Below are 20,595 nucleotides of genomic sequence, written 5' to 3'. Positions count from 1 at the left end.
CACCACCCCCTCCGCCTCATCATGCCCAGAGGGCGACCGCCCCGGTAGGGACGGCCGCCCTCTGTAGCAGAGCTATGACCTCGGATCAGGCGTTGTACGGACCGTAGTCGTAGTCCTCGAGCGGGACCGCCTGGCCGGAGCCGGTGCCGAAGGGCGAGTAGTCGATGTCGTCGTAACCGACGGCCGAGTACATCGCGGCCTTGGCCTCCTCGGTCGGCTCGACCCGGATGTTGCGGTAGCGGGACAGGCCCGTACCGGCCGGGATGAGCTTACCGATGATGACGTTCTCCTTGAGGCCGATCAGGGAGTCGGACTTGGCGTTGATCGCCGCGTCCGTGAGGACCCTGGTCGTCTCCTGGAAGGACGCCGCCGACAGCCACGACTCGGTGGCCAGCGAAGCCTTGGTGATGCCCATGAGCTGCGGACGGCCGGAGGCCGGGTGGCCGCCTTCCGCCACGACCCTGCGGTTCTCACCCTCGAACTTCGTACGCTCCACCAGCTCGCCCGGCAGCAGTTCCGCGTCGCCGGACTCGATGATCGTCACGCGGCGCAGCATCTGCCGGATGATGATCTCGATGTGCTTGTCGTGGATCGAGACGCCCTGCGAGTTGTAGACCTTCTGGACCTCGCCGACCAGGTGCACCTGGACCGCACGCTGGCCGAGGATGCGCAGCACGTCGTGCGGGTTGGTGGCACCCACCGTCAGCGCCTGGCCGACCGTGACGTGGTCGCCCTCGCCCACCAGCAGCCTGGCGCGCTTGCTGACGGCGTACGAGGTCTCGTCCGAGCCGTCGTCCGGGGTGACGACGACCTTCTTGGTCTTCTCCGTCTCCTCGATACGCACCCGGCCCGCCGACTCGGAGATCGGCGCGACGCCCTTGGGCGTACGGGCCTCGAACAGCTCGACCACACGCGGCAGACCCTGCGTGATGTCGTCACCGGCCACACCACCGGTGTGGAAGGTACGCATCGTGAGCTGGGTGCCGGGCTCACCGATCGACTGGGCCGCGATGATGCCGACGGCCTCGCCGATGTCGACCAGCTTGCCGGTGGCCAGCGAACGCCCGTAGCACATGGCGCAGGTGCCGACCGACGACTCGCAGGTGAGGATCGAGCGGGTCTTGACGGTCTCCACGCCGTGCCGCACCAGCTCGTCGATGAGCACGTCGCCCAGGTCGGTGCCGGCCGGGGCCAGCACCTTGCCGTCCACGACGATGTCCTCGGCGAGGCAGCGCGCGTACACGCTGGTCTCGACGTCCGCGGCCTTGCGCAGCACGCCCTCGGAGTCCTTGGCCGCGATCTCCAGCTTGAGGCCGCGGTCGGTGCCGCAGTCCTCCTCGCGGATGATCACGTCCTGCGAGACGTCGACGAGACGACGCGTCAGGTAACCGGAGTCGGCGGTACGCAGAGCGGTGTCCGCGAGACCCTTACGGGCACCGTGCGTGGAGATGAAGTACTCCAGCACGGAGAGACCCTCGCGGAACGACGCCTTGATCGGCCGCGGGATGGTCTCGTTCTTCGCGTTAGACACCAGACCGCGCATGCCCGCGATCTGACGCATCTGCATCATGTTCCCTCGGGCGCCCGAGTCGACCATCATGAAGATCGGGTTCGTCCGCGGGAAGTTGTCGCTCATCGCCTCGGAGACCTCGTTGGTCGCCTTGGTCCAGATCGCGATGAGCTCCTGCGTGCGCTCGTCCTTGGTGATCAGACCGCGCTCGTACTGCTTCTGGACCTTCTCGTCCTGCGCCTCGTATCCGGCGATGATCTCCGGCTTGGCGTCGGGGACGACGACGTCCGAGATGGCGATGGTGACGCCGGAACGGGTCGCCCAGAAGTAACCGGCCGACTTCAGGTTGTCCAGCGCCGCCGCCACGGTGACCTTCGGGTAGCGCTCGGCCAGGTCGTTGACGATCTGGGAGAGCTCCTTCTTGCCGACCGAGTACTCGACGTACGGGTACTCCTCGGGCAGCAGCTCGTTGAAGAGCGCGCGGCCCAGCGTCGTACGCAGCCGGAAGCCGTCGCCGGGCTGCCACTCGGGCTCGCCCTGCTCGGGCATCGGCGGCGTCCAGTCCGCCGGCGGCACGGAACCGATCGGGAAGCGGATGTCGATCTCGGCCTGGAGCGAGAGCTCCCCGGCGTCGAAGGCCATGATCGCTTCGGCGGTGGAGTTGAACGACCTGCCGTCGCCGATCGTCTCGCGCTGCTCCTCGGTGGTGGTGAGGAAGAACAGCCCGAGCACCATGTCCTGCGTGGGCATGGTCACCGGGCGGCCGTCGGCCGGCTTGAGGATGTTGTTCGAGGACAGCATCAGGATGCGGGCCTCGGCCTGCGCCTCCGCGGAGAGCGGCAGGTGCACGGCCATCTGGTCACCGTCGAAGTCCGCGTTGAACGCGGTGCACACGAGCGGGTGGATCTGAATGGCCTTGCCCTCGACGAGCTGCGGCTCGAAGGCCTGGATGCCGAGGCGGTGCAGGGTCGGTGCGCGGTTGAGCAGCACCGGGTGCTCCGCGATGACCTCTTCCAGCACGTCGTAGACGACCGTACGGCCGCGCTCGACCATGCGCTTCGCCGACTTGATGTTCTGCGCGTGGTTGAGGTCCACCAGGCGCTTCATCACGAACGGCTTGAAGAGCTCCAGCGCCATCGCCTTCGGCAGACCGCACTGGTGCAGCTTGAGCTGCGGGCCGACGACGATCACGGAACGGGCCGAGTAGTCGACGCGCTTACCGAGCAGGTTCTGCCGGAAGCGGCCCTGCTTGCCCTTGAGCATGTCGGACAGCGACTTCAGCGGACGGTTGCCGGGGCCCGTGACCGGGCGGCCGCGGCGGCCGTTGTCGAAGAGCGCGTCGACGGCCTCCTGGAGCATCCGCTTCTCGTTGTTCACGATGATCTCGGGCGCACCGAGGTCGAGCAGACGCTTCAGACGGTTGTTCCGGTTGATGACACGGCGGTACAGGTCGTTCAGGTCGGAGGTCGCGAAGCGGCCACCGTCGAGCTGCACCATCGGACGCAGGTCCGGCGGGATCACCGGCACGCAGTCGAGCACCATGCCCTTGGGGCTGTTGCTCGTCTGCAGGAAGGCCGAGACGACCTTGAGGCGCTTGAGCGCACGGGTCTTCTTCTGGCCCTTGCCGGTACGGATGATCTCGCGGAGGCGCTCGGCCTCCTCGTCCAGGTCGAAGGTCTCCAGGCGCTTCTGCAGAGCGGCGGCGCCCATCGAACCGTCGAAGTAGGTCCCGAAGCGGTCGCGCAGCTCGCGGTAGAGCAGCTCGTCGCCCTCCAGGTCCTGCACCTTGAGGTTCTTGAAGCGCGACCAGACCTCGTCGAGACGGTCGATCTCGCGCTGCGCACGGTCGCGGAGCTGCTTCATCTCGCGCTCGGCGCCCTCGCGCACCTTGCGGCGTACGTCCGCCTTGGCGCCCTCGGCCTCGAGTTCGGCCAGGTCGGACTCCTGCTTCTTGGCCCGCGCCTCGAGGTCCGCGTCGCGGCGCTGCTCGATCTGCTGACGCTCGACGCCGACGTGCGCCTCCAGGGAGGGCAGGTCGCGCGTACGGCGCTCCTCGTCGACGTACGTGATCATGTACGCCGCGAAGTAGATGACCTTCTCCAGGTCCTTCGGAGCCAGGTCCAGCAGGTAGCCCAGGCGCGACGGGACGCCCTTGAAGTACCAGATGTGGGTGACGGGCGCGGCCAGTTCGATGTGGCCCATCCGCTCACGGCGCACCTTGGCGCGGGTGACCTCGACACCGCAGCGCTCACAGATGATGCCCTTGAAGCGGACGCGCTTGTACTTGCCGCAGTAGCACTCCCAGTCCCGGGTCGGACCGAAGATCTTCTCGCAGAAGAGTCCGTCCTTCTCGGGCTTGAGGGTGCGGTAGTTGATGGTTTCCGGCTTCTTGACCTCGCCGTGCGACCACTGACGGATGTCGTCAGCGGTGGCAAGGCCGATCCGCAGTTCGTCGAAGAAGTTGACGTCGAGCACTCTCGTCAATCCCTCTCAGGGTTGTGTCGATGAATGGTCTGAGCGGGGTTTGGAGGGGTTGCCTCCAGGCCCCCAGGGCCGATGGGGGAGACCGGAACGCCTGGCGAACGCGTCCCGGCCAGACCCGTCAGACCTCTTCGACGCTGCTCGGCTCGCGCCGGGACAGGTCGATACCGAGCTCTTCCGCCGCGCGGAAGACGTCCTCGTCCGTGTCGCGCATCTCGATGGACATGCCGTCCGAGGACAGCACCTCCACGTTGAGGCAGAGCGACTGCATCTCCTTGATGAGCACCTTGAACGATTCGGGGATGCCCGGTTCGGGGATGTTCTCGCCCTTGACGATGGCTTCGTAGACCTTCACGCGGCCGGTGACGTCGTCGGACTTGATGGTGAGCAGCTCCTGCAGCGCGTACGCGGCGCCGTACGCCTCCAGAGCCCACACCTCCATCTCACCGAAGCGCTGGCCACCGAACTGTGCCTTACCGCCCAGCGGTTGCTGGGTGATCATGCTGTACGGACCGGTCGAGCGGGCGTGCAGCTTGTCGTCGACCAGGTGGTGCAGCTTGAGGATGTACATGTAGCCGACGGAGATCGGGTCCGGGAACGGCTCCCCGGAACGGCCGTCGAACAGGTGCGCCTTGCCGGATGGCAGGACCATCCGGTCGCCGTCCCGGTTCGGGACCGTGGCCTGGAAGAGGCCGGCGATCTCGTCCTCGCGGGCGCCGTCGAAGACCGGGGTCGCGACGTTGGTGCCGGGCTGCACCTCGTCCGCGCCGATCTGCTCGAGGCGTTGCGACCACTCCTCGTCGATCCCCGCGACGTTCCAGCCCTGGGAGGCGAGCCAGCCCAGGTGGATCTCCAGCACCTGTCCCGGGTTCATACGGGACGGGACGCCGAGCGGGTTGAGGATGACGTCGACCGGGGTGCCGTCCTCGAGGAACGGCATGTCCTCGACCGGGAGGATCTTGGAGATGACGCCCTTGTTGCCGTGACGGCCGGCGAGCTTGTCGCCGTCGGTGATCTTCCGCTTCTGCGCCACGTACACGCGCACGAGCTGGTTCACGCCCGGGGGAAGCTCGTCGCCCTCCTCGCGGTCGAAGACGCGGACGCCGATGACCTTGCCGGTCTCGCCGTGCGGCACCTTCAGCGAGGTGTCGCGGACCTCGCGGGCCTTCTCACCGAAGATCGCGCGCAGCAGCCGCTCCTCGGGGGTCAGCTCGGTCTCGCCCTTCGGGGTCACCTTGCCGACCAGGATGTCGCCCGCCTCGACCTCGGCGCCGATGCGGATGATGCCGCGCTCGTCGAGGTCGGCGAGGACCTCCTCGGAGACGTTCGGGATGTCCCGGGTGATCTCCTCGGGGCCGAGCTTGGTGTCACGGGCGTCGACCTCGTGCTCCTCGATGTGGATCGAGGAGAGGACGTCGTCCTGCACCAGGCGCTGGCTGAGGATGATCGCGTCCTCGTAGTTGTAGCCCTCCCACGGCATGAACGCGACGAGCAGGTTCTTGCCGAGCGCCATCTCGCCTTCGTCGGTGGACGGGCCGTCGGCGAGGACCTGGCCCTCGACCACGCGGGAGCCCTCGTCCACCAGGACCTTCTGGTTGAAGGAGGTGCCCTGGTTGGAGCGTGTGAACTTCGCGACGCGGTACGTGGTGTAGGTGCCGTCGTCGTTGGCCACCGTGACGTAGTCCGCGGAGACCTCCTGGACGACGCCGTCCTTCTCGGCCTTGATGACGTCACCGGCGTCGACCGCGCAGCGGTACTCCATGCCGGTGCCGACCAGCGGCGCCTCGGCCTTGATGAGCGGCACGGCCTGCCGCATCATGTTCGACCCCATGAGGGCGCGGTTGGCGTCGTCGTGCTCGAGGAAGGGGATCATCGCCGTCGCGACCGACACCATCTGGCGCGGCGAGACGTCCATGTAGTCCACGTCGTCGCCCGGGATCAGGTCGACCTCGCCGCCACGGCGGCGGATGAGCACCCGGTCCTCGGCGAAGCGCATCTCCTCGGTGAGGGGGGCGTTCGCCTGGGCGATGACGAAGCGGTCCTCTTCGTCGGCCGTCAGGTAGTGCACCTCGTCGGTGACGACACCGTCGACGACCTTGCGGTACGGGGTCTCGACGAAGCCGAAGGCGTTCAGGCGCCCGTACGAGGCGAGCGAACCGATCAGACCGATGTTCGGGCCTTCGGGCGTCTCGATCGGACACATGCGGCCGTAGTGCGAGGGGTGCACGTCACGGACCTCGAAGCCCGCCCGCTCACGGCTGAGACCACCCGGGCCGAGCGAGTTGAGCCGGCGCTTGTGGGTGAGCCCGGAGATCGGGTTCGTCTGGTCCATGAACTGGGAGAGCTGGCTGGTGCCGAAGAACTCCTTGATAGAGGCGACGACCGGCCGGATGTTGATCAGCGTCTGCGGCGTGATCGCCTCGACGTCCTGCGTCGTCATCCGCTCACGGACGACGCGCTCCATACGGGCCAGACCCGTACGCACCTGGTTCTGGATCAGCTCGCCGACATTGCGCAGACGGCGGTTGCCGAAGTGGTCGATGTCGTCGGTCTCGATGACGATCTGGTCGCCCTCGGCCGACGTCGACTCGGTCTCCCCCGCGTGCAGCTTCACCAGGTACTTGATCGTGGCGATGATGTCCGCGGTGGTGAGCACGCCGGAGTCCAGCGGCTCGTCGCCGCCAAGCTTCTTGTTGATCTTGTGGCGGCCGACCTTGGCCAGGTCGTAACGCTTCGGGTTGAAGTAGAGGTTCTCCAGCAGCGTCTGCGCGGCCTCACGCGTCGGGGGCTCGCCCGGGCGCAGCTTGCGGTAGATGTCGAGCAGCGCGTCGTCCTGCCCCTGGGTGTGGTCCTTCTCCAGGGTGGCGCGCATCGACTCGTACTGACCGAACTCCTCGAGGATCTGCTCGTTCGTCCAGCCGAGAGCCTTGAGCAGTACGGTCACGGACTGCTTGCGCTTGCGGTCGATGCGCACGCCGACCATGTCGCGCTTGTCGATCTCCATCTCCAGCCAGGCGCCCCGGGACGGGATGATCTTGGCGGAGTAGATGTCCTTGTCGGACGTCTTGTCGATGGAGCTGTCGAAATAGGCACCCGGCGACCGCACGAGCTGCGTGACGACGACGCGCTCGGTGCCGTTGATGACGAAGGTGCCCTTGTCGGTCATGAGCGGGAAGTCGCCCATGAAGACCGTCTGGGACTTGATCTCACCGGTCTCGTTGTTGGTGAACTCGGCGGTGACGAAGAGCGGAGCCGCGTACGTGAAGTCGCGCTCCTTGCACTCGTCGATCGAGTTCTTGGGGGGCTCGAAGCGGTGGTCGCGGAACGTCAGCGACATCGACCCCGAGAAGTCCTCGATCGGGGAGATCTCCTCGAAGATCTCCTCCAGACCGGACTTGGTCGGGACGTCGTTTCCGCTCTCCAGCGCCGCCTCGACCCGGGCTTTCCAGGCTTCGTTGCCGAGCAGCCAGTCAAAACTCTCGGTCTGGAGCGCAAGGAGATTGGGAACCTCGAGGGGCTCCTTGATCTTCGCGAAAGAAATACGCAGCGGGGCGGTGCTGGCGCCGTTGTTCGAATTGGCAGTCGAGGCAGTGCGCGAGGCGGCCAAGAGGGGGTCCTTCCGAGGGCTCGGACTCTCTGCGCGCATACCGGTGGGCCCCTGGGTGACGGACCGGGAGCAGCTAACAGGCAGCGCAAAGGGTCAGTGTAGCCACAAGGCCCACTGATGTCCAGAGCAGGTTTCCGGGACCGGGCCTCGGTCCCGGTCTCCGCCTCCAGCCGGTGGCAATCTCTCCTCCGGGAGGGGTCCCCCTAGTTGTTCATCTCCGCCGCGACCCGTTCCGACGGCCTCGTACGTCGGGACGGAACGTGCTTGCCGCAACACTTCCCGCTTCACGCTCGATCCATGCCTCGGAACCCGGATCGATGCGAACGGCGCGTCCAGAGAATCGCGCGCCAACTGCCGTACGTCAAGGGCCCCACGGCAGCGTAGATCACCATACCCACCCGTCACGAGGCCGCCCGTGAGCACTCCTGGGACGCCGAAGGGCGACCACCCGGCTGGGTGATCGCCCCTGGCTGGAGGGGTCCTGGGACCCCGTTGATCACTTGACCTCGACGGAGGCGCCGGCGCCCTCGAGGGACTCCTTGGCCTTGTCCGCGGCGTCCTTGGCGACCTTCTCGAGGACCGGCTTCGGGGTGCTGTCCACGAGCTCCTTGGCCTCCTTCAGACCCAGGGAGGTCAGCTCGCGCACGACCTTGATGACCTGGATCTTCTTGTCGCCGGCGCCGGTGAGGACGACGTCGAACTCGTCCTGCTCCTCGGCCTCCTCGGCGGCGCCGCCACCCTGGCCGGGCGCGGCGACGGCGACGGCGGCCGGGGCGGCGGCCTCGACGTCGAACTTCTCCTCGAAGGCCTTCACGAACTCGGAGAGCTCGATGAGGGTCATGTCACTGAACTGCTCGAGCAGCTCGTCCTGGCTGAGCTTCGCCATGGTGGCGGTCCTTCCACTAGTCCGGCTGGTGCCGTGTGTACGTATCGACGGGCTTACGGCCCGCTGCGACCGGGCGGGTGCGCCTGCCCGGCCTCGACGGGAGCCGAATTACTCGGCACCGCCCTGCTCGACCTTGCTGCGCAGCGCGTCCGCGGTACGGGCGAACTTCGTCAGCGGGGCCTGGAAGGTCGCCGCGGCCTTCGCCATGGACGCCTTCATGCCGCCGGCCAGCTTGGCGAGCAGCACCTCGCGGGATTCGAGCGCCGCGAGCTTGTTGAGGTCGGCGGCGCTGTACAGCGCGCCGTCGACGATGCCGCCCTTGACTTCGAGAGCGGGGTTCTCCTTGGCGAAGTCACGCAGACCCTTCGCCGCCGCGACCGGGTCACCGGTGACGAAGGCGACGGCCGACGAGCCCGTGAAGAACTCGTCGAGCTCGCTGATCCCGGCCTCGTTGGCCGCGATCTTGGTCAGTGTGTTCTTCACCACGCGGTACTGCGCGTCCTCACCGAGCGAGCGGCGCAGCTGCTTGAGCTGGGCAACCGAAAGCCCCGTGTACGCGGTGACCACTGCGGCGTTGGAGTCACGGAACTTGTTCGTGATCTCCTCAACGGCGGCGATCTTGTCGGGCGCGACCTGGTCCCTCGCCATGAGCCTCGGCCTCCTTCCGGGTGATGAGACCGCTCGGAAGGGGCTGGAACGACGAAACGCCCCTGCGCAGGGCATGGGGCGTGGCTCGACCGGGACGGCACAAGCGTGCCCCGGGAGCGTTCCTCATCACCTGCGCGGGTCGTCCGCGGCTAGCGGATCCTTCGGCCGCCGTGCCTCTTGGATGAGCACGACGACGACCAGCGGTCTTTGGCTTTGTAAGAGATTACGCGAACGCCCCCTCCTGCACCAAATCCGGTGCCGGAGGGGGCTCGTGAGCGGTCCGGCCGCCGTCGGCGGCGATCGGCTTCCGCCGACCGTCAGCTACGGCCGGGCAGCGCGTCCTCGAAGGCCACCGTGTCGGACCCGGCGGGCGCCTCGACCGAGACGTCGGTGCCGTAGTCCGAGTAGAAGACCGTGGAATCCAGGGCGCCGTTCGTGCCCTTGGCGCGCTCCTGCTTCTTCACCAGCAGGTGCTCGCCGTCGATCCAGACGTCGACCTTCTCGGTCTTGAAGCCCTGCTGCTTGAGCTGGTCGGAGAGCTGCTCAAGCTCCTTGTCGCTGAGCTTCTTCGACTGCATGCGGGCCAGTTCGGCCACCTCGATGGTGCCGCTGTAGTGGTCGGTCTTCTTGCCCTTGACGGTCTCGGAGCCGACCTTCTTCACCTTGCCGCTGGCCAGCAGCAGATCGACCGAGCGGGCCGGGTTGTTGTTCTGCATCTGGTCCTTGATGAGCGCGCCCGACGGACCGGCCTGCTCGGCCAGCTTGTCGTAGTCGTACTTCATCCAGTGCTTGCCCTTGCCCGCCGTGGACGCGAACTGGTCGCCGAGGTTCACGTACATGGCGTCCTCGGTGTAACGCGCGGGCATCGGCTTGCCGCTCGTGGGCAGGCCGTTCGCGCCGGAGCCCTGCTGGGTGACGGTCATCTCCGCGGTGGTGCCGCCGCCGGACCAGTCGAGGGAGCCCTCGGTCTTGGTGGAGACCTCACCCTGCGGCGTGCCCTGCGTCTGGTCGCCCTCGACCTTCGCGGACTCCGCCTTCTCCGTGCTCTTCGACGCCTGCTGCAGCTCGGTGATGGCCAACTGCGCGGGCGAGAGGCCCCCCTTGTCCGCGGAGTCGCCCCCCTTGTCACTGCCGCCTGAGCTGCCGCCGCAGGCCGTGAGACCTGCCGCCATCACAACTGCCGCCGCCGTCAACGCGATTCGGGCCTGGCGCATCTGATTCCCCCTGCTTTTTCCACTTGTTGAGCACTACGGGGAGGACCTTATCCCGGAGTCCGCCCCGCCGCGTAACGCACGAAAGGGCCCCGCCCTCGGTGAGGACGGGGCCCTGTGTCGCGTCGCGTCCGCGCGGGCTCGAGCCGGGGCTCAGACCGCTGCGGGGTCCTCCTCGGTGAGGAGGTTGCGGGTGCGGTTCGGGTCGACGGGGATGCCGGGGCCCATCGTGGTGGTGATGGACGTCTTCTTCACGTAACGGCCCTTGGCGGCCGACGGCTTGAGCCGCTGGACCTCCTCGATGGCCGCGGCGTAGTTCTCGACGAGCTGGGTGTCGTCGAAGGACGTCTTGCCGATGATGAAGTGGAGGTTGGCGTGCTTGTCGACGCGGAACTCGATCTTGCCGCCCTTGATGTCGTTGACGGCCTTGGTCACGTCCGGCGTGACGGTGCCCGTCTTCGGGTTCGGCATCAGGCCACGCGGACCGAGCACGCGGCCGAGGCGGCCGACCTTGCCCATCAGGTCCGGGGTGGCGACGACGGCGTCGAAGTCCAGACGGCCGCCGGCGACCTCCTCGATCAGCTCGTCGCCGCCGACGATGTCGGCGCCTGCGGCCTCCGCGGCTGCTGCACGGTCACCGGTCGCGAAGACCAGGACCCGGGCGGTCTTGCCGGTGCCGTGCGGCAGGTTGACGGTGCCGCGGACCATCTGGTCGGCCTTGCGCGGGTCGACGCCCAGGCGCAGGGCGACCTCGACGGTCGCGTCGAACTTCTTGGTGGAGGTGTCCTTGGCGAGACGCACGGCCTCAAGCGGGGCGTAGAGACGCTCCCGGTCGATCTTGGCCTCCGCCTCGCGGAAGTACTTGCTGCGCTTCACTTCTGCTCCTGACAGTGTCGTCGTACGGCTGCGGCCGCACGGCGGTTACGGAGTCGTGGTACGGGCCTGCGCGGGCCCTTCCACGGCGGGGCGGTCAGCCCTCGACGGTGACACCCATCGAACGGGCCGTGCCCGCGATGATCTTCTCGGCCTGGTCCAGGTCGTTGGCGTTCAGGTCGGGCATCTTCGTGGTGGCGATCTCGCGCACCTGGTCACGTGTGATCTTCGCGACCTTGGTGGTGTGCGGGGTGCCGGAGCCCTTCTCGACGCCCGCGGCCTTCAGGATCATCTTCGACGCCGGCGGCGTCTTGGTGATGAAGGTGAAGGAGCGGTCCTCGTAGACCGTGATCTCCACGGGGATGACCCAGCCGCGCTGCGACTCGGTCGCCGCGTTGTAGGCCTTGCAGAACTCCATGATGTTGACGCCGTGTTGACCGAGCGCCGGGCCGACCGGCGGTGCGGGGTTGGCCGCGCCCGCCTGGATCTGGAGCTTGATCAGCCCCGCGACCTTCTTCTTCTTGGGAGGCATGCTCTCTCCGGGTCCTTAGTGAGAGGTGATTCGTCCTCCACCCGTCGAGCGGATGAAGGCATACCGCACCACGATAGCCCGTACCGCGGTGCGCGCTGAAACCGGCTGCTCAGGCGGCCCGCGCGAGGTGCGCCGGGCCGCCCAACGAAGCGCCGGGAAGGCTCAGTTCTTCTGGATCTGGTCGAAACTGAGCTCGACCGGGGTCTCGCGGCCGAAGATCTCGACGAGGCCCTTGACCTTCTTCGAGTCGGCGTTGATCTCGTTGATCGTGGCCTGGAGCGTGGCGAACGGGCCGTCGGTGACGGTGACCGAGTCGCCGACCTCGAAGTCCAGCACCTGGACCTCGACCTTGCGTCCGGGACCGCCCGCGGGCTTGCCCTCCTCCTCGGCGGCCGCGGCCTTGGCGGCCTTCTCCTCGGCCTCCGGGGCGAGCATCTTGACGATCTCGTCGAGCGTCAGCGGGTACGGGTCGTAGGCGTTGCCCACGAAGCCGGTGACGCCAGGGGTGTTGCGGACGACGCCCCAGGACTCGTTCGTCAGATCCATGCGCACGAGCACGTAGCCCGGGAGCTTGTTCTGCCGGACGGTGCGGCGGTCGCCGTTCTTGATCTGGACGACCTCTTCCTGGGGCACCTCGGCCTGGAAGATGAAGTCCTCGACGTTGAGCGAGACGGCGCGCTGCTCGAGGTTGGTCTTCACGCGGTTCTCATAGCCCGCGTAGGTGTGGATCACATACCACTCGCCGGGGAGCAGGCGCAGTTCGTCGCGGAGCGCGGCCACCGGGTCCTCGGCCTCGGGCTCCGGCTCTTCGAGCTGCTGTGCGGCGGCGTCCTCGGCGGTCTCCGCGATCTCGTCGGTCTCGACGTGGAGCGCGGCCTCCTCGGCCGGCTCGCCCACCTCGCCCTCGGCGCTGAGCGCCTGGGCGGGGCCGCCCTCGTCGGCCTGCTCCTGCTCCACGCTGTCGTCCGCGGCCTCGACGATGTCGCGTGCGGTGTCGTCGCCCTCGCCGGGCTCGACGGCATCGTTCAGGTTCGGATCAGACACGGTGGCTGCTTCTTCCTGGCTTCATGGGTTCGAACATGCGCAAAGCACCGCGAGGCGGCGCCTTCGCGGGCTCAGCCGAAGACGTACTTGACGGCCTGGGTGAACCCGTAGTCAATCACGGTCACGAGACCAATCATGATGACGACGAAGACGATCACCACGGAGGTGTACGTCGAGAGCTGCTGCCGGGTGGGCCAGACGACCTTGCGGAGCTCGGCGATGATCTGGCGGTAGAAGAGCCCGAGTCGGCCCAGCGGACCCTTCTTGGCGCGCTTGCCCCCGCGACGGCCTTTGCCTTCCGACGACCCGCCGGGCTCTGGGACCTGGGTGGTATCCGTGATCTCCGTCACTCGTCCTCACCTGATCCGGGTCGATGCCGCGCGGCATCCGGCCCGGCCGCACAGCGGTGCATTTCAGTACGTACGCAAGCACTCACACGCCGCTTGGACGGAGTGTGGAGCAGGGCCGGAGGGACTCGAACCCCCAACCGCTGGTTTTGGAGACCAGTGCTCTTCCAATTGAGCTACGACCCTTTGTGATTCCCCAACTTACCCCATGGCGGCGACTGCTCGGTCTGCGCACCGGGCACGGGGCCGGGAACCGACGACGTGTGAGTGTACGTGCTCCCCCGCCGGGCGTCGAACACGTAACAGCGCTACCGCCGCACTCCCCGGTGCCGCCGCGTACGGCGGTCTGGGAAACTGCCTTCATGAGCGCTCCAACGCCACCCGCACAGTCACCCACCGAACGTCGAGTATCGGCCCGCGTCGGGTCGATCTCCGAGTCCGCGACGCTCGCCGTCGACGCGAAGGCGAAGGCCCTCAAGGCCGCCGGGCGTCCGGTGATCGGCTTCGGCGCGGGCGAGCCGGACTTCCCGACCCCCGGCTACATCGTGGACGCGGCAGCCGAGGCCTGCCGTGACACGAGGAACCACCGGTACACCCCGGCCGGCGGCCTGCCCGAACTGAAGACCGCGATCGCCGAGAAGACGCTGCGCGACTCCGGTTACGAGATCGACCCGGCGCAGGTGCTGGTCACCAACGGCGGCAAGCAGGCCATCTACGAGGCGTTCGCCGCCGTCCTCGACCCGGGTGACGAGGTCATCGTCCCGGCGCCGTACTGGACGACCTACCCCGAGTCGATCCGGCTCGCGGGCGGCGTGCCCGTGCCCGTCGTCGCCGACGAGACGACCGGATACCTCGTGAGCGTCGAGCAGTTGGAGGCCGCGCGCACGGAGCGTACGAAGATGGTCGTCTTCGTCTCGCCCTCCAACCCCACCGGCGCCGTGTATTCGCGTGCGCAGGTCGAGGCGGTCGGCAAGTGGGCCGTGGAGCACGGGCTCTGGGCGCTGACGGACGAGATCTACGAGCATCTCGTCTACGGGGACGCGGTGTTCACCTCGCTTCCGGCCGTCGTACCCGAACTGCGCGACAAGTGCGTGGTCGTCAACGGCGTGGCCAAGACGTACGCGATGACGGGGTGGCGCGTCGGCTGGATCATCGGTCCGAAGGACGTGGTGAAGGCGGCCACGAACCTTCAGTCGCACGCCACTTCGAACGTCAGCAACGTCTCGCAGGTCGCCGCCGTGGCCGCCGTCTCGGGCAGCCTCGACGCGGTCGCGGACATGCGGGCGGCCTTCGACCGCCGTCGCCGCACGATCGTGCGGATGCTCAACGAGATCGACGGCGTGCTCTGCCCCGAGCCCGAGGGCGCCTTCTACGCCTACCCCTCGGTGAAGGCCCTGCTCGGCAAGGAGATCCGCGGCAGGCGCCCGGCGACGAGCGTCGAGCTGGCCGAACTGATCCTGGAGGAGGCCGAGGTGGCGGTCGTACCGGGTGAGGCGTTCGGCACCCCCGGCTATCTGCGGCTGTCGTACGCGCTCGGGGACGAGGACCTGGCCGAGGGCGTCTCGCGGATGCAGAAGCTGCTGGGCGAGGCGCGCGACTGACCGCGGCTGACGACGCGGAGCCGGCCGGGCAGACGGCCGGCGGACGCGGAGGACGCAGAGGACGGCCCCCGGGTACGACGCCCGGGGGCCGTCCCCGTGTTCGGGCGAGCGCCCGTTCAGGGACGGGCGGCTACCGGCCGGCGGGCGGTGTGCGGCAAAATCCGTGGATGGCCGTCCGAGATCTGCGCACCCTGCCCAAAGCCCATCTGCACCTGCACTTCACGGGTTCGATGCGCCCGTCCACGCTGCTGGAACTCGCCGACAAGTACGGCGTGCACCTGCCCGCGGCGCTGAGCGGCGGCGAGCCGCCCAAGCTGCGGGCGACGGACGAGCGGGGCTGGTTCCGCTTCCAGCGGCTGTACGACATCGCGCGCTCCTGTCTGCGCGAACCGGAGGACATCCGGCGGCTCGTGCGCGAGGCCGCGGAGGAGGATGTGCGCGACGGTTCGCACTGGCTGGAGATCCAGGTCGACCCGACCTCGTACGCGCCCCGGCTGGGCGGTCTCATCCCCGCGCTGGAGATCATCCTGGACGCGGTGGAGAGCGCGGAGCGCGACACCGGTCTCGGGATGCGGGTCGTGGTCGCGGCGAACCGGATGAAGCACCCGCTCGACGCACGGACGCTCGCGCGGCTCGCCGTCCGCTTCCGGGACCGCGGCATCGTCGGCTTCGGACTCTCCAACGACGAACGCCGGGGTTTCGCACGGGACTTCGACCGTGCCTTCGCGATCGCGCGGGCCGGCGGGCTGCTGGCGGCACCGCACGGCGGCGAGCTGACCGGGCCGTTCAGCGTGCGCGACTGCCTCGACGATCTGCAGGCGACGCGGATCGGGCACGGCGTACGGGCCGCCGAGGAACCGGAGTTGCTGGCACGGCTGGCCGAGCGGAGCATCACCTGTGAGGTCTGTCCCGCCTCGAACGTGGCGCTCGGCGTGTACGACAAGCCGGGGGACGTGCCGCTGCGCACGCTCTGGGACGCCGGGGTCCCGATGGCCCTCGGGGCGGACGACCCGCTGCTGTTCGGCTCGCGGCTCGCCGCGCAGTACGCCATCGCGCGGGAGACGCACGGCTTCACCGACGAGCAACTGGCCGAGCTGGCACGGCAGTCGGTGCGCGGGGCGTCGATGCCGCAGGAGCGGCGCGAGCGGACGCTGGCCGCCGTCGACGACTGGCTCGCGTAGCGGACCCGGAGCTAGTGGGTCCGGCGGACCTGGCGGACCCGGCGGATCAGTCGGGCGCCGTACCGTCGTCCGCGGAGGACACCGAGGACGCGGCGTCGCCGGCGGGCGCGATCCCCGCGAGCAGCGTACGGACGATGTCCGCGGCGAAGTCCTCCAGCGGCTGGGACGCCTCCGCCCCTCCCCCGATGCTCAGCAGGATCGCGCGCTGGCTGCACGCGCCGAGCAGAAGCGCGGCGGCGGCCTCCGGATCCGCTCCGGGGCGGACGCGTCCTGCCGCGCGCTCGGCGCGCAGATACCCGGCGAGCGCCTCGACGGGCTTGTGCGGACCGGTGCCGAGACTGCGCATGGCCTCGTCGTGGCGGCGCAGCAGCGTCGGCTCGGCGAAGAGGGACGCGGCGATGGGGAGGCTGTGCTCGTAGAAGCGCGCCGCGCGGCGGGCGATCTCGATCAGGTTCTGCTCGACGGTACGGGCCGCGGATGCCTCGCCCGCGCCGAGTTCGTCGAGGAGCGGGTTGAGCGGAGGCAGCCGTTCCTTCAGGACGTGGACGAAGATCTCCTCCTTGCCCGAGAAGTGCTTGTAGAGCGCGGCCTCCGAGCAGCCGGCGGCACGGGCGATCTCCTTGGTGGTGGCGCGCGCGAGACCGATGGTGCGCATGCGCTCCTCGGCGGCGTCGAGGATGCGTTCGCGGGTGGGACGGGGCCGGGCCGAGGAATCCGGGGAACGGGTGGGCATTCACTCACCCTAGGCGCGGGATCAGTGGCAGAGTTGGTGAGTGAACACTTACCCACCCAGGAACCGGCCCAGCCGCCGGCCCCCTCACCGATCCCCAACCACGCCTCACCGCACGGAAGGACAAGCACTGTGCGTCTCACGGTCTTCGGAGCGACGGGCGGCACCGGCCGCCAACTCGTACAGCAGGCGCTGGACGCCGGACACCAGGTCACCGCGGTCGTACGGGACCCGGCCCGGCTGACCGTACGGAACGAGGAGCCCGCGCGGCTCGACGTCGTCACCGCCGACGTCACCGACCCGGCGGCGCTGGCGCCCGCCGTGGCCGGCCGCGACGCGGTGCTCTCCGCGCTGGGCGCACCCAGCAACAAGGCCGCGGGCATCGCCTCCCGCGGGACGCGCGCGATGCTCGCGGCGATGGCGGACGGCGGCGTGCGCCGCTATATCGGGGTGAGCGCCGCTCCCGTCGTGGCGTGGGGAGAGGGCGAGAGCCTGCTCTTCCGGCGGGTGGCGGTGCCGCTGGTGCGCCGGGCGCTGCGTGCGGTCTACGCGGATCTGGCGGTGATGGAGGAGGCGGTGCAGGCGAGCGGCCTGGACTGGACGCTCGTCCGGCCGCCCAAGCTGACGGACGGGGCCGCGACCGGCAGGTACCAACGGGTCGTCGGCGGCAACGTGCGACGCAGCCACTCCGTCTCCCGCGCCGACCTGGCCACGGCGATCCTGGCGATGGTCGACGATCCGGAGACGGTACGGCAGGGAGTGGGGATCGCTTCCTGACCGGGAGGCGGACAGAGGCGCGCGGGGGCGCGTGGCCGCACATCGAGGCGTGCCCGCACATCAGCCGTACGAGCGTGCGCGTGTGCAGGCGTACGTACGTGAACAGGCGCTCCCCGCCCGGCAGTTCGCGCCACGCCTGCGATGCGCTCCTCCAAGAGCGCTTCTACAGCGCGCAGCCCACGGTCACGGGTTCGTTGACGAGCGTCACGCCGAACGCCTCGCGCACCCCGTCCCGTACCTCGCGGGCCAGCGCCAGCAGATCGGCGGTCGTCGCGTCGCCGCGGTTGGTGAGCGCCAGGGTGTGCTTGGTCGAGATGCGGGCCGGGCCCGTCCCGTACCCCTTGGTGAATCCCGCGCGGTCGATGAGCCAGGCGGCCGAGGTCTTCGTACGGCCCTCCCCCGCCGGGAAGGCGGGCGCCGCGACGTCGCGGCCCAGGCGTTCGGCGACGCGGGCGGTGAAGGCTTCGAACTCCGCCTCGTCCAGCACGGGGTTGGTGAAGAAGGAGCCCGCGGACCAGGTGTCGTGGTCCTCCGGGTCGAGCACCATGCCCTTGCCCGCGCGGAGCTTCAGCACGGTCTCGCGCGCGGTCTGCGCCGGGACGCGGTCGCCGGGCTCGACGCCGAGGACGCGCGCCGTCTCCGCGTACTTCAGCGGCGCCGACAGCCCCCCGGCGTCCTCCAGTTGGAAGCGGACGCGGAGGACGACGTAGCGGGACGGGTCGGCCTTGAAGCGGCTGTGGCGGTAGGCGAAGCCGCACTCCGCGTTGGGGAGGGTGACCGTCCGCCCCGTGTGCCGGTCGTATGCGACGACCTCGGTGACGGTGGAGGAGACCTCCTGCCCGTACGCGCCCACGTTCTGAATGGGGGTCGCGCCCGCGGAACCGGGGATTCCCGCCAGACACTCGACGCCCGCGAGCCCGGCGTCGACGGTGCGGGCGACGGCGTCCGACCAGTTCTCCCCGGCGGCCAACTCCAGGCGGGTGCCGGTGAGTTCGAAGCCGCGCGTGGCGATGCGCAGTGCGGTCCCCGGAAAGCCCTCGTCGGCGATGACGAGGTTGCTGCCGCCGCCGACGATCAGCAGCGGGGTGCCCGAGGCGTCGGCCTCGCGGACGGCGGCGACCACCTCGTCGTCGGTCGTGGCCGTACGGAGGCGGGCCGCGGGACCGCCGAGCCGGAAGGTGGTGAGGGGGGCGAGGGGGGCGTCATGGAGTTCCTGCACGCGCACCAGCGTACGAGAGGGGGCGCGCCCGTCGCCCACGGCGGCACCCGCCCCGCCCCCGGCCGTCCTCGTGGGGCCGTCCTTGCGACGGCCCTCTCCGGCCGGACGCGGCTCTTACGCGAGGCGGACCACCGCGCGGGACATGCCCAGCACCTTCTGGCCCGCGCTCAGCACCGTCAGATCGACGCGGACGGTACGCGCCTCGTCGTCCAGCTTCGCGGCGACCTTGCCGCTCACCTCGATCGAGGCGCCCTTGTCGTCGTCGGGCACGACCACGGGACGGGTGAAGCGCACGCCGTACTCGACGACGGAGGCGGGATCGCCCGTCCAGTCGGTGACGACGCGGATCGCCTCGGCCATGGTGAACATGCCGTGCGCGATGACGTCGGGAAGGCCGACGTCCTTGGCGAAACGCTCGTTCCAGTGAATGGGGTTGAAGTCGCCGGAGGCGCCCGCATAGCGCACGAGCCGCTCGCGGTCCACGGGGAAGGTCTGCGCGGGCAGTTCGGTGCCGGTCTCGACGTCGGCGTATGCGATCTTCGCCGCCATCAGCCCTCCTCCTCGGACTCGGGTCCGCGGGCGACCAGCTTGGTGTGCGCAGTCACCACGAGCTCTCCGCTCTCGTCGTGCACGTCGCCGCGTACGTCGAGGATGTCGTTGCCCGCCATGGACTTGATGGCCTCGATCGTGGAGGAGACCGTGAGCCGGTCCCCCGCCCGTACCTGACGGCTGTAGACGAACTTCTGGTCGCCGTGCACCACCCGGCTGTAGTCCAGGCCGAGTTGGGGGTCCTCGGTGACCTGCCGGGCGGCGCGGAAGGTGATCGCGAAGACGAACGTGGGCGGGGCGATCACGTCGGGATGCCCGAGGGCCTCCGCCGCCGCGCGGTCCGTGTAGGCGGGGTTGCCGTCGCCGACGGCCTCGGCGAACTCCCGGATCTTCTCGCGTCCCACCTCGTAGGGCGCGGTGGGCGGATAGCTCCGCCCGACGAAGGACTGGTCGAGCGCCATGGGCGCGGCACCTCCTGAACGGTGACGGTGATGCGGGCCGTCACCCGGCGTCACCGGGAGCGCCGGGCGGCGGCACAACGACACGAGGCCGCCCCCGCAGGGAGCGGGGACGGCCTCGTCGAAGGGCCTGAGTTCAGCGCGTCTCGCGGTGCGCCGTGTGGGCGTTGCAGCGCGGGCAGTGCTTCTTCATCTCAAGACGGTCCGGATTGTTGCGCCGGTTCTTCTTGGTGATGTAGTTCCGCTCCTTGCACTCCACGCAGGCCAGCGTGATCTTCGGGCGGACGTCTGTGGCAGCCACGTGAGTGCTCCTTGACGGACAGATGGGCCAGAACGCAGGAAGAGTAGCCGATCGAAGGACCGACCCCACAATCGGCTACATTCGGTGAAGTAGCGGTGACCGGACTTGAACCGGTGACACAGCGATTATGAGCCGCTTGCTCTACCGACTGAGCTACACCGCCACGATGCGCGGACTCCCCTCTCCCGACGGGAGATCTCACACATCAGAGCCCCAAAACGGAATCGAACCGTTGACCTTCTCCTTACCATGGAGACGCTCTGCCGACTGAGCTATTGGGGCGAGCGGTGAAGACATTACACGTCTGACAGCCAAAGGTGAAATCCGTATCGGGCCCGTCGGAGGCCGCCTGTCACCCCCGCTTCCGCCGTCCGCTACGGGGTCGCGGGAGCCTTCAACCGCCCCTTGCACCACGTCAGTACGACTATTCGCTCCTTCCTCGCCGGTGCCCTGTGAGCGCCCTACTCTCTACTCACGCTGCGTGATCATGATCATCCGCCGATGTGGGGAGTGCGATGGCCGACAATCAGCCCGAGAGGCCGGCGGACGGCGAGGGCCACCGCGACGAACCCCCCGCGGAGGGCACCCCGAAGGACGGCGCGGACGGGGGCGGCGGCGCGGGCGGCGCCACGGCCGGCCC

At 68.9% G+C, this 20,595-nt stretch carries 17 protein-coding genes and 3 tRNA genes; 3 read left to right on the top strand and 17 right to left on the bottom strand.

The features are described from left to right. Positions 1-85: 85 nt before the first annotated feature. The 10 genes from AN218_RS15075 to AN218_RS15030 all read right to left on the bottom strand — a co-directional run bounded on the left by AN218_RS15075 (position 86) and on the right by AN218_RS15030 (position 13,325). Positions 86-3,985, bottom strand: a complete 3,900-nt coding sequence (locus tag AN218_RS15075) for a DNA-directed RNA polymerase subunit beta' (protein ID WP_070017406.1) — start codon at positions 3,983-3,985, stop codon at positions 86-88. A 127-nt stretch (positions 3,986-4,112) separates the two neighbouring features. Continuing rightward, a complete protein-coding gene (gene rpoB / locus AN218_RS15070; protein WP_070017405.1) occupies positions 4,113-7,598 on the bottom strand; it encodes a DNA-directed RNA polymerase subunit beta in 3,486 nt (1,161 codons plus the stop codon). A 496-nt stretch (positions 7,599-8,094) separates the two neighbouring features. Continuing rightward, positions 8,095-8,484, bottom strand: coding sequence for a 50S ribosomal protein L7/L12 (gene rplL / locus AN218_RS15065; protein WP_070017404.1), 390 nt, complete (start codon positions 8,482-8,484; stop codon positions 8,095-8,097). 108 nt (positions 8,485-8,592) lie between these two features. Then, positions 8,593-9,132 (bottom strand): 50S ribosomal protein L10, encoded by a 540-nt coding sequence (gene rplJ, locus AN218_RS15060; RefSeq protein WP_070017403.1) that lies wholly within the window; start codon positions 9,130-9,132, stop codon positions 8,593-8,595. Between the two features lie 317 nt (positions 9,133-9,449). After that, entirely contained in the window at positions 9,450-10,346 is an 897-nt protein-coding gene (locus AN218_RS15055; RefSeq protein ID WP_070017402.1) for an SCO4651 family lipoprotein, read from the bottom strand. A 150-nt stretch (positions 10,347-10,496) separates the two neighbouring features. Then, complete coding sequence (gene rplA / locus AN218_RS15050) at positions 10,497-11,219, bottom strand: 50S ribosomal protein L1 (protein WP_070017401.1); 723 nt, start codon at positions 11,217-11,219, stop codon at positions 10,497-10,499. A gap of 94 nt (positions 11,220-11,313) precedes the next feature. Further along, positions 11,314-11,748, bottom strand: a complete 435-nt coding sequence (gene rplK, locus AN218_RS15045; RefSeq protein WP_070017400.1) for a 50S ribosomal protein L11 — start codon at positions 11,746-11,748, stop codon at positions 11,314-11,316. Positions 11,749-11,910: 162 nt separating this feature from the next. Further along, a complete protein-coding gene (gene nusG / locus AN218_RS15040) occupies positions 11,911-12,792 on the bottom strand; it encodes a transcription termination/antitermination protein NusG (RefSeq protein ID WP_070017399.1) in 882 nt (293 codons plus the stop codon). 71 nt (positions 12,793-12,863) lie between these two features. Further along, the gene (gene secE / locus AN218_RS15035; protein ID WP_070017398.1) at positions 12,864-13,142 is read right to left on the bottom strand and encodes a preprotein translocase subunit SecE; all 279 of its coding nucleotides are present in this window, start codon (positions 13,140-13,142) and stop codon (positions 12,864-12,866) included. Positions 13,143-13,252: 110 nt separating this feature from the next. After that, positions 13,253-13,325 (bottom strand) — tRNA-Trp (locus AN218_RS15030). A 176-nt stretch (positions 13,326-13,501) separates the two neighbouring features. Here AN218_RS15030 and AN218_RS15025 point away from each other — a divergent pair. Further along, complete coding sequence (locus tag AN218_RS15025) at positions 13,502-14,740, top strand: pyridoxal phosphate-dependent aminotransferase (RefSeq protein WP_070017397.1); 1,239 nt, start codon at positions 13,502-13,504, stop codon at positions 14,738-14,740. A gap of 167 nt (positions 14,741-14,907) precedes the next feature. Then, positions 14,908-15,921: an adenosine deaminase gene (locus tag AN218_RS15020; protein ID WP_070017396.1), complete on the top strand. Its 1,014-nt coding sequence runs from the start codon at positions 14,908-14,910 to the stop codon at positions 15,919-15,921. A gap of 46 nt (positions 15,922-15,967) precedes the next feature. On the opposite strand, the gene AN218_RS15015 is transcribed toward AN218_RS15020, so the two are convergent. Further along, positions 15,968-16,654 (bottom strand): TetR/AcrR family transcriptional regulator, encoded by a 687-nt coding sequence (locus AN218_RS15015; protein ID WP_070017395.1) that lies wholly within the window; start codon positions 16,652-16,654, stop codon positions 15,968-15,970. 129 nt (positions 16,655-16,783) lie between these two features. On the opposite strand from AN218_RS15015, the gene AN218_RS15010 reads away from it, so the two are divergent. Next, entirely contained in the window at positions 16,784-17,428 is a 645-nt protein-coding gene (locus AN218_RS15010) for an NAD(P)-dependent oxidoreductase (protein ID WP_070017394.1), read from the top strand. A 163-nt stretch (positions 17,429-17,591) separates the two neighbouring features. Here the strand turns inward: AN218_RS15010 and AN218_RS15005 are convergent, their stop codons facing one another. The 6 genes from AN218_RS15005 to AN218_RS14980 form a co-directional block, all read right to left on the bottom strand. After that, positions 17,592-18,647, bottom strand: a complete 1,056-nt coding sequence (locus tag AN218_RS15005) for a UDP-N-acetylmuramate dehydrogenase (RefSeq protein ID WP_070017441.1) — start codon at positions 18,645-18,647, stop codon at positions 17,592-17,594. Positions 18,648-18,761: 114 nt separating this feature from the next. Beyond that, positions 18,762-19,196: a MaoC family dehydratase gene (locus AN218_RS15000; protein ID WP_070017393.1), complete on the bottom strand. Its 435-nt coding sequence runs from the start codon at positions 19,194-19,196 to the stop codon at positions 18,762-18,764. After that, a complete protein-coding gene (locus AN218_RS14995; RefSeq protein WP_070017392.1) occupies positions 19,196-19,657 on the bottom strand; it encodes a MaoC family dehydratase N-terminal domain-containing protein in 462 nt (153 codons plus the stop codon). The genes AN218_RS15000 and AN218_RS14995 overlap by 1 nt, the downstream gene beginning before the upstream one ends. 133 nt (positions 19,658-19,790) lie before the next feature. Next, positions 19,791-19,955, bottom strand: a complete 165-nt coding sequence (rpmG, locus tag AN218_RS14990; protein WP_003948671.1) for a 50S ribosomal protein L33 — start codon at positions 19,953-19,955, stop codon at positions 19,791-19,793. A 90-nt stretch (positions 19,956-20,045) separates the two neighbouring features. Then, positions 20,046-20,118 (bottom strand) — tRNA-Met (locus tag AN218_RS14985). 46 nt (positions 20,119-20,164) lie between these two features. Next, positions 20,165-20,237 (bottom strand) — tRNA-Thr (locus AN218_RS14980). Positions 20,238-20,595 lie beyond the last annotated feature (358 nt).

The sequence above is a fragment of the Streptomyces nanshensis genome (genome assembly GCF_001751255.1).
GTDB lineage: Bacteria > Actinomycetota > Actinomycetes > Streptomycetales > Streptomycetaceae > Streptomyces > Streptomyces nanshensis_A.
Note: the sequence above shows the minus strand (reverse complement) of the source record. Positions and strands in the feature narration are given on the sequence as shown.